This window comes from Flagellimonas sp. HMM57, from assembly GCF_021390175.1.
Lineage (GTDB): Bacteria > Bacteroidota > Bacteroidia > Flavobacteriales > Flavobacteriaceae > Flagellimonas.
The window spans coordinates 2538475-2553453 of the sequence record NZ_CP090004.1 but is presented as its reverse complement, the minus strand read 5'-3'; the positions used below and the strand labels follow the sequence as shown (position 1 = coordinate 2553453).

Genomic DNA, 14979 nt, shown 5'->3' with positions numbered 1-14979 from the left:
AATGAGTCTAAATAAAAATAATATTCTCTTTTATTTTCTGATTTATGTCAGTATTTCAGTCTGCGCTCAGGAAGGCAGAAAAGAAGAGAGAGACTCCATTCTTACTGAAAACTTGGACGAGGTCGTCGTTACGGCCACACGTACCATACGCCAACTTTCATCACTTCCACTTCCCGTAACCTTAATTGGAAAAGAGCAATTGCAACAGACAGGCGTCACACGACTAGACCAAATATTGAATGAGCAAACTGGAATTATCATGACGCCTGATGCTACGATTGGTGGTGGGGAAGGTGTACAAATCCAGGGTATAGCATCAGACTATGTATTAATATTAATTGATGGCGTACCCGTTGTGGGGCGAAGTTCTGGCAATCTGGATTTAAGTCGTTTTGCAATAGGTAACATCAAACAAATAGAGATAGTTAAAGGTCCATCGTCCAGTTTATTTGGGTCCGAAGCGCTTGGTGGGGTCATTAATATTATCACGGAGAAACCTACATCTGAGAGCATTAGTGGACAAGTTTCACATCGAGCTGCCACCTTCAACGATCAAAATACCAACTTGAGCCTTAACCAACGTTTTGAAAAAATTGGATACTCTGTCTTTGCGGACCGTTTAAGCACGGATGGTTTTGACCTCGCTCCTTCTGATGAGGGACAAACGGTTAATCCATTCTATAACTACACATTTAATGGTAGATTTTTTGCAGATATTACGGAAAATCTAGATGTTTTTGTTTCAGGAAGATACTTTTTTCAAGAGTTTGACGTACAGCCAAGTACTAGTGAAGAAAAAGATGCCAATGCCCTGTTGCGCATCAATCATGACGCTTCAAAAAAAACCAACCTTCAGTACGAGTTTTACTATACCAATTACACAACGGACGAGCAGGTAATTGACCCTATTGAAGAAGAACTGCTCATTGCAAATGATTTTGATCAAAAACTATTTAGACCTGAAATACGATTTAATCATTCCTTTAGCCCTAATAATACGCTGACATTAGGAGCGGGCTATAATTTTGAAAACCTGAACCGCTCGCTCTTTGCCGAAACCGTGACATTTGATTCGCAGTATGCCTTCGCTCAATATGATTTTAAACCTTTGGGAAAACTCAATATCATTGCTGGTGCACGTTTTGACAATCACAGTGAATACAATTCACAGTTAAGTCCAAAGATTTCGGCCAAATATGATATCACTTCCAATTTTTCTGTAAAAGGTTCGGTTGGCAGCGGATTTAAAGCCCCGGATTTCCGGCAATTATACTTGGACTTTACCAATGCTGCCGGCGGTGGGTACTCAGTTTTTGGAAAAGAAGTGGAAGCTGCTGGCATACAACGGCTCCAAGAAAATAATGAAATCGCGACCTTGCAAGTTGACCCTTCTCGACTAGGGCAATCGTTGGATGCAGAAAGCTCCGTAGGCTACAATCTTGGTTTCACTTATAAAAAAGGAGCGCTTTCCTCAGAAGTTAATTTTTTTAGAAACGATTTTGAAAACCTTATCGATACTCGAATTTTAGCTGCAAAGACCAATGGACAAAATGTCTTTGGTTATATCAACCGTGAAAGTGTCTATACCCAAGGTGCCGAAATCGATGTAAAATATACAATATCCAAAAACCTGAATCTTTCTGCTGGTTACCAATTATTATATGCTTTTGACAAAGAAAAAGAAGAAGCTTTTGAAAATGGCGATGTATTCGGTAGAAACCAAGAAACTTTAGAAACGGTACGGCTACAGCGCGAAGATTATTTTGGATTGGAAAACCGCTCGCGCCATACCCTAAATTTAAAGGCCTTTTATGAAATACCCGAATGGGACGCAAATGCCAATCTAAGAGTAGTATACCGTTCCAGATTTGGTCTTGCCGATCGTAATGGCAATGACCTGTTAGATGAATTGGACAATAGCTTCGTTGATGGTTATGCCTTGGTCAATTTAGCTTTTGGAAAAACGTTTCTTGAACATTACAGCCTGCAACTGGGGGTTAACAACCTTTTGGATTTTAAGGGCACTAACCCCCTTGCAGCACAAGACAGCGAAGTACTTATAAATCCAGGAATACAATTATTCACAAGACTTAACATTCAATTTTAAACTCTAGATTACTATGAAAACCCTTATTAGATTATCAAGCCTTTTACTATTGCTTATCGCCTTTGTTGGTTGTAGCGATGATGATGAAAACCCATCCGCAGAATTTACAGTGACAGCTATTTCGCTGGAATCGGGAGCGGTTGGTACTGAAATTACCATTACTGGCACAAACTTTCCTAGCAATACTTCGGACATCAACTTAACTTTTGGTGGTGCAAATGCAACCATAACTTCTGTAACCAGCACGCAAATCGTAACTACGGTTCCATCTGGAGCAACAACGGGTTCCGTAACAGTAGTCGTTGATGGTGTAACCAAAAATGTGACTACCGATTTTACCGTACTCTCTGATTTGGTATCTGCAAGGGCTGAAAACATTTTTGCACCTCAAACTGGCGGTCAGGGCACACAAGAGGAAGCATCTGGTCCATTTACCAAGTTTAGTTTTGCTACTGGTGCCGTTACGGATAGCGATACAGAATGGGACATTGCTTTTCGCGGGTTGACCATTATCGTCAATGGCGGAACTACTACTGGAACAAACGATGAACCAGAACGAAACGGAAATTCAGGTGCGGCAATAGAGGAAGGTATCTTTTCCGAAATCACAGATACTAGCGGAATCGAATTTGCTCAAGATGCCAACGGAGAACTTGCCATTCCCACTGGAAGCAACAACGGTTGGTACAACTACAATTTCATGACAACCACCGTTACTCCAATTCCAGGGAAAATATTAGTGTTCCGTACACATGACGGAAAATTTGCAAAAATTGAAATACTAAGCTATTACAAAGATGCACCGTCAGATATAACCGAAGAGATTGCAAATAATGATTTTAGATACTACACCTTCAATTACGTGTACAACCCAAACGAAGGAGAAACATCTTTAGCAAACTAAGATGAAAACCATCAACATTCTTTTTATTGTCCTTCGTCTGTTTCTAGGTGGTTTTATGATTTATGGAGGTATCCAAAAATTTCAGAAACCAATTCCAGCACCTATTGAAGTAGTTGAAAAGGCAGAGAAATTCAAAGCTCCTGAAAAAGAGGGTACACTTCAAAAGATTTTGTACATCAGTGGGGCAAAACAGACCGGATACTTTTGGCAAGTACTGGGGATTTGCGAACTATTATTTGGTCTATTGTTGTTATTGCAAGGAACAAGTTTTGTGGGAGCTATCTTTTTACTGCCCATTACCCTGCACATCTTTTTGTTCCATGTATTTCTTGAATCTGATGAAATATCGGAACTATTGCAAACCGGAGCGTTGTTTGCCATAAATATTGCGCTTGTCCTAAAAGAACGGGCGAAGTGGAAACACCTATTATGGATCAAACCGATTTAATTCGAGTTAAGTTTGAGTTAGTTTATTTGAGAAAGTGGGGCAAAACCCCACTTTTTTTATGCGAATGACCAAGGGGAATTTATCCAAAACCGATACCTTTAAACCCATGACCTTCCCACTATTTGGATTCATAAACAAACGCCGATCGCGAATTATTCGGTTTTACTGTATCGGGTGGACCTTGGCCTTTATTTTTTTGAGTATTGTACGGGGCGTCGGCACTGTGGAATTGGGAAATATACAATTAAGCTTTGAAATCAGCCTGCTCATTGCCTTCACCATGGGTCCCATAGTAGGTTTAATTTCTGGAGGAGCCCAAATTTTAACAGAAGAACGAATCTATAAACATGTATCCATACGAAGATTGTTGCTCATCAATCTTTTGTATTTCTACTTGTTCATCATGGTTGTTGTATTAATTTCTTATGGCATCTTTACTTTATATCTTGATTTAAATATCAACATTACGTCCTTTGCTTTTGATAGAGGTAGTTTCGCCATTTATTTTTATGTCATTGTGGTCGATTTATTGTTAGCTATGTTACGACAGGTCAATCTAATGTTGGGCGAGGGAAAATTAGGCGAGTTATTGCGTGGTAAGTTTTATACCCCCCGTGAAGAGAAACGTATTTTCATGTTTTTAGATCTACAGGCCTCTACAGAACTGGCAGAACGTTTGGGCCATGTAAACTATAGTATGCTCATACAAGATTGCTTTAATGATTTGGGCATAGCATTGAAAAATGAAGCCGAAATCTATCAATATGTGGGTGATGAGGCGGTACTCACATGGAATTTAAGCGAAGGTTTAAAAAATGAAAACTGCCTTAAGGCCTATTACAATTTTGCTGCATTGCTTCAAAGAAACAGCGATGTATACCAAAAAAAATACAATTGCATGCCCTTTTTTAAAGCAGGGTTGCACTCGGGCGTGGTTACGGTTACCGAAGTTGGAAAATACAAAAAGGAAATTGCCTACCATGGCGATACTATTAATACCGCTGCCCGCATACAGGGTCAGTGCAATGCATTGGAGAGCGAACTATTGATTTCGGAAAAACTTAAAAACGAATTGGCATCTACTAACTTCACTTATACCGCTATGGGTAGTATTCCACTTAAAGGTAAAAAAGAGAACGTGTCTATTTATGCGGTACAGCAAGGTGTTTTAGTTTAAAAAACTACTCAAAATATAATATGCAATTAATTACTGTCTTGTTTCCTCCAAAAAAATTCCATCCAAATTAGCTATCTTAGAACATTAGCAGGAATTATCTTGCAAACAATACCTACTAGACCTTTTACTGCTTTTCAAGTAATAGCGCTACCAAAAACGTTCATAAAATATAACCCTAAAACCAATGAACAAATACCTTATCAAGGCTTCGACTATTTTGCTCTTTGCAATAGGGCTAGTCAGTTGCGCGGACTTAAAACATGTGAGTGAATTTTCAACCACCTCCTTGGAGGCTGTCACAGCGTTTGAAACCATACCGTATAATTTTGAGCAAAGTTGCTTGGATGGATGTAGGCTGGAAAACATCAAAAACTTAAATATTCTTAATGATAGCTGCGATTGTTTAGGAGAACAACAGGCCGATAGCATCAGCCTTAAAATATACACTTCGGTCTACGCTTATTTTGATGGATTGACCAAGCTTTCTGCTAACGATTTAACAACCTACAATACCGAAGCCCTTGAAAACACGCTTAGCAGCGGCGATTTTGGGCCCATTAAAATCAATCAGGAAGAGTCAGCCTCGTATTCCAGAATCTCTACGGTAGTACTAGGTGCATTTACAAACGCCTACCGAAAAAATAAAATCAGGGAGTACATAAAAGAGGGCAACGAACCCGTTAAAACCTTGTTGTCCTTTCTGGATTTTAATCTTTCGTCAAATCTTAGCGGTAAACTGGACGTTAAAAAAGAGCAGCTAAAATCGGACTACTTTGAGTTCTTGCAGAACACCGAGCTTTCAGCCCAAGAAAAAAGGGAAATTGCCACGGATTACTTCAACGGCATAGAAACCATTGAAAACCTTCAGCAAAAATTCGCCCTATACTCCGAGACCTTGACCGAAATCTCCGAAGGACATCAAACACTCACCGAAAATGCCGATAAATTGAGCGTGCGGGAAATCCAAGAAGAACTTTTTAGATATGCCAGTGACATTAAAACCATTGTAATCGAATTCAAAAAAATACGGACCAATGGCTAGACTCAATTCAAAACAAACCAACGAGCTTGCCAAAATCTTTTTGGCCTATGCGCAGGCAATAGGTGATTATCGCTATAAAAACTACGCCTCGTTGACAAGAGTGCAGAACAAGCGGTTACGGGAGTACCATAAACGGACATTGGATTACTCGGATGACCTGTTTACCATGTCGGCCAAACTGGTGATGAACGATGCGGAAGAGGCTTTATCCAAATTGACCACTATTACCGAACAGATGGAAAAATCGTATGCCTCCCTTATCAACGTACAAAAAGCTATCGGCATAGCAACTGCAATTGTGACCTTGGGAGCCTCTGTTTTTAGTTTAAACCCCCAAGCCATATCCGAAGCTATTGGAAGTTTATCCGACATTTTTGAAACTGATCCCTAAGGTGAAACAGGTTAAAAAGCAAACTGTTACAAATCTGTTTTCCACAGCTGCTGTAAACTGAGCTAAAAGCTAACGACAAAGCCTATATTGTACGCTATACGTGAAACCGCCCAAACATATCTTGCATATTATTGTAATTGCGCAATTTTTTTGCACATCTCTATGGTTTGCAGGAAACGGGGTTATGGGAGACTTGGTGACCAACTTCAATCTTGAATCCAGTGCTTTAGGCCATTTAACGTCAGCGGTGCAGTTTGGGTTTATTTCAGGAACATTACTTTTCGCCATATTAACGTTAACAGATCGTTTTTCACCTTCCAAGGTTTTTATGATCAGTGCATTGCTGGGCGCTGTGTTTAATATATGCATTTTATGGGAAGCCAATACCTTGTCCACCTTATTGGTATTTCGATACTTCACTGGATTTTTTCTAGCAGGTATTTACCCCGTGGGTATGAAGATAGCTGCAGATTATTTTGACAAAGGGCTTGGCAAGTCGCTAGGTTTTTTAGTAGGAGCTTTAGTTCTAGGCACAGCCCTTCCACATTTATTAAAGGGATTGAATACCTTGTTTTCATGGACCTCGGTAGTGTTCTCCACCTCTGCCCTAGCCACGTTGGGCGGAATACTAATGATACGTTTAGTTCCCAATGGTCCCTACAGAAAAAGTAGTCAGCAGGTACAGCTAACGGCTTTTCTAAGTGTTTTTAAAAATCCAGATTTCCGTGCTGCCGCTTTTGGCTATTTTGGGCATATGTGGGAATTATATACATTTTGGGCATTTGTACCGGTAATGCTTCAATCTTATAATTCCATACATCAAAACACTGACTTGCCCGTGTCAACACTATCGTTTGCAATTATCGCCATTGGGGGATTAGCTTGTGTGCTGGGCGGTTACCTATCCCAAAGTATGGGTCTAAAAAAAACCGCTTCGTTCGCATTGGCGCTTTCGTGTGTATGCTGTTTGATTTCACCTCTATTTTTTACCGCATCCTCAGAACTACTCTTTGTTGGCTTCTTGCTTTTTTGGGGTATGGTGGTCATAGCAGATTCTCCACTTTTTTCAACGTTGGTAGCGCAACGTGCCACTCCAGAAATCAAAGGAACTGCCCTAACCATTGTAAACTGTATTGGATTCAGTATCACCATTATCAGTATTCAAGTGATTGCAGCTCTGGAAAATGTTTTGCCAGCACATAGTGCATACATGCTCTTGGCCATTGGCCCCGTTTTAGGATTGATAGCATTGGTCAAAAAGAGAGTTATTTGAAAAAACTGACACTCTTCCAAAACCAAAGCTAAACACAATCTTATACGGTTTGATTCTCTACGGATTCTTCCTTGACCTTATACAAAAACGGTTTTCGACGGGGTGCATCCTCTTTTGGTTTGGGTAGGCGCTCCAAAACATTGAGGGATAACATTTTCTTTTGAAAACGACTTCGCTCCAATTTTTTACCCAAAATCGCTTCATGGATTCGTTGTAATTCGGGCATGGTGAATTCTTCCGGAAGCAGATTAAACGAAATGTGCTCCAAAGTAATATCGCGCCGCAATTGATTTTTTGAAGCAGCAATAATTTCGGCATGATCCATCAACATGGTGGGTAAGCTATCCACTAAAAACCAATCATGGTGCATTGAAAAAATTCCGCCTGTTGGCTTCACTTCCTCAATATTGACCAATGCATAATGGGCCATTGTCACAAAACGTTGGTTAATCCATAGGTCGGGTTGCCACTCTTGGCCAATACGCTTCATCAACCCTTTAAACTCTTCCGCAAAACTTCGATTACTATCCCCAAAAACCTGAAAAAGCCGTAAAAAAGGTTGCTGTATCCCCGTTCTTTCTTCAAGTACACGCACTGCCGCATCACAAACAGCCTCTTCTTTAAAGACATAACCACCGGGCAGGCACCATTTACCATCAAACTCCTGTAACAGAACCTTCAACTCACCATCTTTAAAGCCTAAAATCACGATGTCAACAGAAATATTTGGCAAGAAAAAACTAGCTCCATTTTTTAAAAACTGAGTGATATCCATTAGACAAAGATAATAATTTGTGTCGTTCCGCCACATTTAATTATATTTGTGGCAAAACGACACAAATGGGCAATAAAAAAATAAAGAAATGGGGGTTACGTATTTTAAAAGGGGCTGGTCTGTTGGTTGGTATACTTTTAATCGTAGGAGGGTTTTTGTATTTCAGGAATACACATTATAAGATGCACTCCCTGTTTGTAACCAACGAAGACCTAAAAACAGAACTTTCCAAAGGCGATTTTGAAAACGTAGCGAAACAATTGGTCTCCCAAATGGACTTTGAGGAAAAAGTTTCGCAAATGTATGGTGAGAATTATGGTAGCGGCCTTACCAAATTAGTCATTAATATGCTGTTCAACGAGCGGTTCGCCCATATTTATGTAGGTAAAAATGACAGACTGGGCATTCCACCCTGGGTACTTTCTGATGGTCCCCGTGGTGCAAGGGTATTGGACAAGGATGTTAACGGGGTAACCACATTCCCTGTAGGAATGGCAAGGGGCGCCTCATGGAATCCCGAACTGGAATACGAAATACATAAGGTAATCTCATCAGAAATGCGAGCAAATAAAGTCAATTACGGAGCTACTCCGTGTATTAATCTGTTACGCCATCCCGGTTGGGGAAGAGCCCAGGAAACCTATGGAGAAGATCCCTGGTTATTGGGCGAGTTCGGTGTTGCCGCTGTCAAAGGTTTAGAGGATAACAACATAATGGCCTGTCCCAAGCACTTCGCCTTAAATAGTATCGAAAATTCTCGTTGGGTCGTCGATGTAAAAGTAGATGAACGAACATTACGAGAAGTCTATCTACCACATTGGAAGAAAACGATACAAGATGGAAAACCTGCATCCATAATGAGTGCCTACAATTCGGTAAATGGTAAATTTTGTGGTGAAAACAAATATCTATTAACGGACATTCTTAGAAATGACTGGGGGTTTGAAGGTTTTGTATCTACGGATTGGCTTATGGGACTCTATGATGGCGTTAAAGGTGTAAAAGCCGGTCTAAATGTTGAGATGCCATTTAAACAGGCCTATAAGCCAGAACTATTAAAAGAAGCAATTGAAAAGGGTGAGATTACCGAAACGGATATTGATAAACTTGTGGTGGAATCGTTAAGGACACGGCTCAAATACGCTCTAGGTGAAGATGATCACAACTATACCTATGAAAGTATCGGCAAACAATCGAGTTTGGACCTCGCACGAAAAGTAGCCGAGGAGAGTATGGTACTATTAAAAAACGATAACATATTGCCTTTCGAGCAAAAACAGGGCAAAACCATAGCGGTCATAGGCAGATTGGCAGATTTGGAAAATACAGGTGACCATGGAAGCAGTGATTCCACGCCCATATACGTTGAAACTCCTTATGAAGGCATCAAAAAATACCAAGAAAAATTGGGAAATACCGTAGTTCTAAATGACGGCAGTGATTTGAACAGTGCCAAAGAACTTGCAAAAAAAGCGGATGAAGTTATTATGATTGTAGGTTTTACCCATGAGGATGAGGGAGAGTACATTATATTAGACCGTGAAAAAATGGTTGAGTCCGCAAATAATGGCAAAGCTCCTGAAGGGATGATTATTGGGGGTGACCGAACGGACCTTCGTCTTTCCAATTTGGACGAAAACCTCATTGAAGCTATTGCTCCTGAAAACAAAAATTTAGCCCTGGTATACGTTGGGGGAAGTGCCATAGATATGACTTCTTGGAAAGATAAAGTACCCGCCATCCTATTTTCATGGTATAGCGGCATGGAAGGTGGTACCGCATTGGCAAACATTTTATACGGAAAAGTGAGTCCCAGTGGGAAATTACCCTTTACCATTGCAAAGGATACCAAAGACTATCCATACTTTACGCCCTACACAAAGGAAATAGAATATGAGTACTACCATGGGTATACCTTATTCGACAAAAAGAGTATTCGGCCAGCTTATCCTTTTGGGTTTGGTATGGGCTATACAAATTTCGTTTATGATTCCTTAAAGGTCATCCAACCAAAGCTATCCAAAAGCGATGTTTTGCAAGTGGAAGTCAATGTAACCAATAAAGGGAACATGACTGCAAAAGAGGTCGTACAACTATATATTGGTTTCAAAAACTCCAAGATAGACCGACCTGTAAAATTATTAAGGGATTTTAAAAAAGTAGCATTTGCCCCCATGGAAACCAAAAAAATCATGCTGGAAGTAAACGTAGATGATATGGCCTGGTACAACCCTGAAGCAAAAGCATGGCAAATTGAAGCTATGGACTATGAAGTTTATGTAGGTAGTTCTTCAGCAGAGCGTGATTTATTAAAAACAACATTTTCCGTCCAAGAAATTATGGAAGAAACTTCAAAATAAACAAAAACCAAAATGTTTGATCAAAAAGCTTTTTTGACCGCCTCTATAGTGAAATCCAAATCGGCATAACTAATGGCATCGTTTAAAAAATAACTTTCAAAAGCCGAGGGTGGTAAATAAACCCCCTGCTCCAGCATACCGTGAAAGTACTTTTTAAACATATCGTTATTTCCTTTTGCTGAAGAAATAAAATCAACAACGGGTTCTTCAGTAAAATGAACGGAGACCATACTACCAAAGCGGTTAATTTGGTGGGCAACGCCTTTTTCTGTCAAAATGTTGGCAATGCCTTTATGCAGGTATTCAGTTTTCTCGTCCAAGTTTGTAAAAACTTCTGGTTTGTTGTTCAGGGATGTAAGCATGGCCAACCCAGCGCTCATTGCCAATGGGTTTCCGCTCAAGGTTCCGGCTTGGTAAACAGGTCCCTCTGGCGCTAAATGCGACATGATTTCGGTTTTAGCAGCAAATGCACCAACGGGAAGCCCGCCTCCAATGACCTTACCGAACATAAGGATATCGGCATCGACTCCCAATGCTTCTTGGGCACCTCCTTTTGCTAATCGAAACCCAGTCATTACCTCATCAAAAAGCAACAAAATACCTTCTTTAGTACATAATTTTCGTAACCCATGGATAAATTCTTCCGTAGGTACGATACAACCCATATTCCCTGCTACAGGTTCAATTATTATTGCTGATATTTCTCCTTTGTTCGCCTCGGCCAGTGCTTCAACGCCCTCCAAATCATTGTAATTTGCCAACAACGTATCTTTTGCAGTTCCTTGGGTCACACCTGGACTGTTTGGACTTCCAAAAGTAACTGCCCCGCTCCCAGCCTGAATCAAAAATGAATCGGAATGGCCGTGGTAGCAACCAGCGAATTTGATGATTTTATCTTTTCCGGTATATCCACGTGCTAACCGCACTGCACTCATGCAAGCTTCGGTACCACTATTTACAAAACGTATCTTATCAATATTGGGTACCATGGAAACGGCAAGTTTCGCCAATTCGGTTTCAATCTCGGTTGGCATTCCAAACGAAGTACCTTTTTGAGCTTTTTCGACCACGGCATTGATTACGGGTTCATAGGCATGGCCCAAAATCAGTGGCCCCCATGAAGCTATATAATCTATCAATCGGTTACCGTCCTCATCATACAAATAAGCGCCTTTGGCTTCTTTTACAAAAATTGGGTCGCCCCCTACCGCCTTAAACGCCCTAACCGGTGAATTTACCCCTCCTGGAATATATTTTTTTGCTTCTTGAAACAAGGCACTGCTTCTTTGGTAAATCATGTATAAAGGATTATAATGGTTGCACTTTGATGTAAAGCCACGTGCTATTTTGATTTTTCTTTTCTGATGTTCAAAACCTGTCCAATAGATAAGTTCGTGGAACGAAGTCGGTTGATTCGCATAAGTTCGTCTACGGATATTTCATATTTTCTGGAGATGGCATATAGTGTATCCCCTCTTTCTACGGTATGGGTAAAAACATTATATTTTTTTGGTTTGCGCACGGTGTCCAAGCCAGCATCTACTACCTCATCATCGTACCTGTCCAAATCATAACGCTCAATGAGTGCAATGAGCTTTTGCGGATATTTACGGTCCGTGGCATATCCTGCTTGCCTTAGCCCATACGCCCATTTTTTGTAATCATCCCTTCTGTAATTGAACAGAAACTTATAGCGGGAGCGTGAGGAGAGGAAAATACTATGGTCCCTAAAGGAATACATAGGGTGGTTGTACTTTCTAAAGCACTCACCGCGTTCGTCGTCGTCATGAAAATCGAACTCTCCTTCCCATCCTGTGTGGCATTTAATGCCAAAGTGATTATTTGTTTTGAGAGTCAGTGCTCCTTTACCCGAGCCACTCTCCAAAATACCTTGTGCAAGGGTAATACTGGCAGGAATACCATAGGCTCGCATTTCAAATTGTGCGATTTCTGCAAAGGTCTCGATATATTCCTGGGTATTTGCAATTGGAAACTTCACAAACTTTCCGGAATCTTCGGGCAACACATACAATCCTGAAGCTTCACTATTGCTATCGGAAATCTTGGTGTTTTGGCCTCTGGTTTCTTTGGTTTTGGCAACCGAAGTTTTTCTTTCTCTGTTTGCCGTTCTTTTTTTTGCTCCACAGCTTGCCAATAACAAGGCCGTTACCAAAACAAATGCTATTCTCCTGATCATAAATCCAATAACGGTAAATTTTTCTTTTTCAAAACAAGATTCATTCCTTCTATACCCTGTAATCCTCCAGTATGAATTGCCAAAATACGTGTTCCCTGTTCAAAGACTCCCTTTTTTATCATATTCAGAATACCAAAAAGCATCTTTCCTGTATAAATGGGATCCAATGGAATCTCAGTCTCTTTTTTAAAGGCATTGATGAATTCAATCAAGCGTTCATCAAACTTGGCATATCCACCAAAATGATAATCAGAAATTAAGTTCCAATTCTCATTCTGGACAAATTTAAGAATATCTTCTTTTAGAAAATCACCCTTTAACGCCGGAAATCCCAAAACTGTTTGGTGCGATTGTGCAGAATTGATGAGTCCGGCCAGGGTACCGCCAGTTCCCACGCAGCTGCTCACAACATCAAATTGCGTATCCGAGTACGTTAAAATTTCCTCACATCCTTTTACCGCCAATTCATTTGTTCCACCTTCCGGAAGAATATAGCATTCCCCAAAGCTTTCTTTCAAATCATTTAGAAAACCAATGGTATTCTTTTTCCGATATTCACTTCTAGATACAAAATGAAAATGCATCCCATGTTCTTTGGCTAGTTGTAAAGTTGGATTTTCTTGCCATTGTTCCGCCAACTCTTCACCGCGAACAACACCAATGGTTTTTATGCCCGATGTGTTTCCAGCGTAAGCAGCAGCGGCTATATGATTGGAAAATGCGCCACCAAACGTGAGCAAAGTACCATACCCCAACTTTTTAGCTTCAATAAGGTTATACTTTAACTTTCTGTATTTGTTTCCAGAAATAAAAGGATGGATAGTATCTTCCCTTTTAATGTGAAGGGTTACGCCTTTTTCTTTGAGAATGGGTAAATCTACGTTCTGATTTGGAATTGACAAGGTATATGGTTAACGCACCAAATAATTTAAAAAACTATATGGTTTTCTACGTGCAAGATACTCTTTATCATCTTCATTTGCATACGCTTCACGTTCAAAACTAATGTTCTGATAGGCCCTGTAACTGTTTAGATAAAGTAATGTCCGCAACAGCCATTCTGTAAAATAGAGAAGATAAAAAGGGAGAATCAAGAGCTCTCGCTGCTGCTTCAAATGTATCCTTTCGTGATTGATGAGCACTTCATCCGTTTTGAGGGAACCCTCTTTCAAGATGATAAATGGCCAAAGTGAAAGACCAACATAATTTCGATAAAAGAAATGTTTAAAAACTAAAATCAAACTTTACAATATCAAAAGATTCCTACAAAGGTAACTGTCAAAAATCCATAAAATTGGATGCAATCGATAATAAGCGTGACTATTTCGGTGAACTACGTAAAAAATCCACAAATGGCAAAGTACCGGTCATTTATTTATAATAGACTAATTTTATAGTATCAATGAGTTTTCCAGAATGAAAAAACTGATTCCTTTGGAAGAAGGTGATTTTTACCTATCCAAAGAAGGCTACAAGGTATTTACAGAGAAATATCACCTTAAGCGCGGTTATTGCTGTGAGAGTGGTTGTAGACACTGCCCATATGGCTTTGATAAAAAAACCAATAGAAGGACTTGATTTCCATAGGTTCGGCATAATATTTGTGATACGTTAACAGTGCCTTGTATTAACCCTAAAAAAATTGATATGAAGAATTTAAAACTATTTTCCCTAGCTATTTTAGCCATCAGCTTCTTGGCGTCCTGTAGTTCTGTAAAGGTTATTGCGGACTATGACAAACAAGCCAATTTTCAAACATATAAGACCTATGCCTTCTACAAAACAGGTATCGATAGAGCTCAAATCTCAGATTTGGATAAAAAACGAATCCTAAAGGCCATAGATGCCGAGATGAGTTCCCGAGGTTTTGTAAAATCACAACAACCAGACCTTTTGGTCAATATTTTCACCAAGGAGCGTGAGCAAGTCGATGTGTACAACAACAACTTTGGTTGGGGCTGGGGTGGCTTTGGCTGGGGCGGTCTCGGTTGGGGCGGCTGGGGTCCAGGCTGGGGTTGGGGTCCAGGCTGGGGCGGCGGTTTTGGTCCCGATGTTTCAACAAGAACGGAAGGCTCTTTGTATATTGACCTGATCGACAATAAAAATAAAGGGCTTGTTTGGCAAGGCCGTGGTGTTGGTACTTTGAACAACACGAAGAACATTGAGAAAAAAGAGCAGCGTATTAAAGAGTTTGTGGCCAATATTCTAAAAAAATACCCGCCTTCAAATGAGATAGCAGCTAATTAAAATACATAAACCGCCTAACTGGCGGTTTTTTTGTACCCATACCCATCGTTTATGCAAA

General features: G+C 40.2%; 15 protein-coding genes. 10 read left to right on the top strand and 5 right to left on the bottom strand.

Annotated features, from left to right (window positions below):
* The first annotated feature begins 1 nt into the window (after position 1).
* The 7 genes from LV716_RS11175 to LV716_RS11145 all read left to right on the top strand — a co-directional run bounded on the left by LV716_RS11175 (position 2) and on the right by LV716_RS11145 (position 7342).
* Positions 2-2107: a TonB-dependent siderophore receptor gene (locus tag LV716_RS11175; protein ID WP_163417814.1), complete on the top strand. Its 2106-nt coding sequence runs from the start codon at positions 2-4 to the stop codon at positions 2105-2107.
* 13 nt (positions 2108-2120) lie between these two features.
* The gene (locus LV716_RS11170) at positions 2121-3011 is read left to right on the top strand and encodes an IPT/TIG domain-containing protein (RefSeq protein WP_163417813.1); all 891 of its coding nucleotides are present in this window, start codon (positions 2121-2123) and stop codon (positions 3009-3011) included.
* 1 nt (position 3012) lies between these two features.
* Positions 3013-3459 (top strand): DoxX family membrane protein, encoded by a 447-nt coding sequence (locus LV716_RS11165; protein WP_163417812.1) that lies wholly within the window; start codon positions 3013-3015, stop codon positions 3457-3459.
* A gap of 58 nt (positions 3460-3517) precedes the next feature.
* On the top strand, positions 3518-4636 hold the full coding sequence (locus tag LV716_RS11160; protein WP_163417811.1) for an adenylate/guanylate cyclase domain-containing protein: 1119 nt from the start codon (positions 3518-3520) through the stop codon (positions 4634-4636).
* 184 nt (positions 4637-4820) lie between these two features.
* A complete protein-coding gene (locus tag LV716_RS11155) occupies positions 4821-5678 on the top strand; it encodes a hypothetical protein (protein WP_163417810.1) in 858 nt (285 codons plus the stop codon).
* Positions 5671-6069 (top strand): hypothetical protein, encoded by a 399-nt coding sequence (locus LV716_RS11150; RefSeq protein WP_163417809.1) that lies wholly within the window; start codon positions 5671-5673, stop codon positions 6067-6069. The genes LV716_RS11155 and LV716_RS11150 overlap by 8 nt, the downstream gene beginning before the upstream one ends.
* Positions 6070-6169: 100 nt before the next feature.
* Positions 6170-7342 (top strand): nitrate/nitrite transporter, encoded by a 1173-nt coding sequence (locus LV716_RS11145; protein WP_163417808.1) that lies wholly within the window; start codon positions 6170-6172, stop codon positions 7340-7342.
* A 40-nt stretch (positions 7343-7382) separates the two neighbouring features.
* Here the strand turns inward: LV716_RS11145 and LV716_RS11140 are convergent, their stop codons facing one another.
* Positions 7383-8117, bottom strand: coding sequence for an NUDIX domain-containing protein (locus LV716_RS11140; protein WP_163417807.1), 735 nt, complete (start codon positions 8115-8117; stop codon positions 7383-7385).
* Between the two features lie 65 nt (positions 8118-8182).
* Between LV716_RS11140 and LV716_RS11135 the strand changes: the two genes are divergently transcribed.
* On the top strand, positions 8183-10477 hold the full coding sequence (locus LV716_RS11135) for a glycoside hydrolase family 3 protein (RefSeq protein WP_163417806.1): 2295 nt from the start codon (positions 8183-8185) through the stop codon (positions 10475-10477).
* Between the two features lie 20 nt (positions 10478-10497).
* On the opposite strand, the gene hemL is transcribed toward LV716_RS11135, so the two are convergent.
* Genes hemL through LV716_RS11115 form a run of 4 tightly spaced genes read right to left on the bottom strand, consistent with a single transcriptional unit; the run spans position 10498 to position 13915 of the window.
* Positions 10498-11775 (bottom strand): glutamate-1-semialdehyde 2,1-aminomutase, encoded by a 1278-nt coding sequence (hemL, locus tag LV716_RS11130; protein WP_163417805.1) that lies wholly within the window; start codon positions 11773-11775, stop codon positions 10498-10500.
* A 44-nt stretch (positions 11776-11819) separates the two neighbouring features.
* Positions 11820-12674, bottom strand: coding sequence for a glucosaminidase domain-containing protein (locus LV716_RS11125; RefSeq protein ID WP_163417804.1), 855 nt, complete (start codon positions 12672-12674; stop codon positions 11820-11822).
* Entirely contained in the window at positions 12671-13576 is a 906-nt protein-coding gene (locus tag LV716_RS11120) for a 1-aminocyclopropane-1-carboxylate deaminase/D-cysteine desulfhydrase (protein ID WP_163417803.1), read from the bottom strand. The genes LV716_RS11125 and LV716_RS11120 overlap by 4 nt, the downstream gene beginning before the upstream one ends.
* A 9-nt stretch (positions 13577-13585) precedes the next feature.
* Positions 13586-13915, bottom strand: coding sequence for a hypothetical protein (locus tag LV716_RS11115; RefSeq protein WP_163417802.1), 330 nt, complete (start codon positions 13913-13915; stop codon positions 13586-13588).
* A gap of 175 nt (positions 13916-14090) precedes the next feature.
* Here LV716_RS11115 and LV716_RS11110 point away from each other — a divergent pair, with 175 nt between their 5' ends.
* Together LV716_RS11110 and LV716_RS11105 are read left to right on the top strand one after the other, a co-directional pair.
* Complete coding sequence (locus LV716_RS11110) at positions 14091-14252, top strand: DUF5522 domain-containing protein (RefSeq protein ID WP_163417801.1); 162 nt, start codon at positions 14091-14093, stop codon at positions 14250-14252.
* 69 nt (positions 14253-14321) lie between these two features.
* Entirely contained in the window at positions 14322-14921 is a 600-nt protein-coding gene (locus LV716_RS11105; RefSeq protein ID WP_163417800.1) for a DUF4136 domain-containing protein, read from the top strand.
* The last annotated feature ends 58 nt before the right edge of the window (positions 14922-14979 follow it).

Excerpts from the sequence above, each read along its gene's own strand:
- LV716_RS11125 (WP_163417804.1), bottom strand. The coding sequence starts at position 12,674 with ATGATCAGGAGAATAGCATTTGTTTTGGTAACGGCCTTGTTATTGGCA.
- LV716_RS11155 (WP_163417810.1), top strand. The coding sequence starts at position 4,821 with ATGAACAAATACCTTATCAAGGCTTCGACTATTTTGCTCTTTGCAATA.
- LV716_RS11160 (WP_163417811.1), top strand. The coding sequence starts at position 3,518 with ATGCGAATGACCAAGGGGAATTTATCCAAAACCGATACCTTTAAACCC.
- LV716_RS11135 (WP_163417806.1), top strand. The coding sequence starts at position 8,183 with ATGGGCAATAAAAAAATAAAGAAATGGGGGTTACGTATTTTAAAAGGG.
- LV716_RS11165 (WP_163417812.1), top strand. The coding sequence starts at position 3,013 with ATGAAAACCATCAACATTCTTTTTATTGTCCTTCGTCTGTTTCTAGGT.
- LV716_RS11110 (WP_163417801.1), top strand. The coding sequence starts at position 14,091 with ATGAAAAAACTGATTCCTTTGGAAGAAGGTGATTTTTACCTATCCAAA.
- hemL (WP_163417805.1), bottom strand. The coding sequence starts at position 11,775 with ATGATTTACCAAAGAAGCAGTGCCTTGTTTCAAGAAGCAAAAAAATAT.
- LV716_RS11140 (WP_163417807.1), bottom strand. The coding sequence starts at position 8,117 with ATGGATATCACTCAGTTTTTAAAAAATGGAGCTAGTTTTTTCTTGCCA.
- LV716_RS11150 (WP_163417809.1), top strand. The coding sequence starts at position 5,671 with ATGGCTAGACTCAATTCAAAACAAACCAACGAGCTTGCCAAAATCTTT.
- LV716_RS11175 (WP_163417814.1), top strand. The coding sequence starts at position 2 with ATGAGTCTAAATAAAAATAATATTCTCTTTTATTTTCTGATTTATGTC.
- LV716_RS11105 (WP_163417800.1), top strand. The coding sequence starts at position 14,322 with ATGAAGAATTTAAAACTATTTTCCCTAGCTATTTTAGCCATCAGCTTC.
- LV716_RS11170 (WP_163417813.1), top strand. The coding sequence starts at position 2,121 with ATGAAAACCCTTATTAGATTATCAAGCCTTTTACTATTGCTTATCGCC.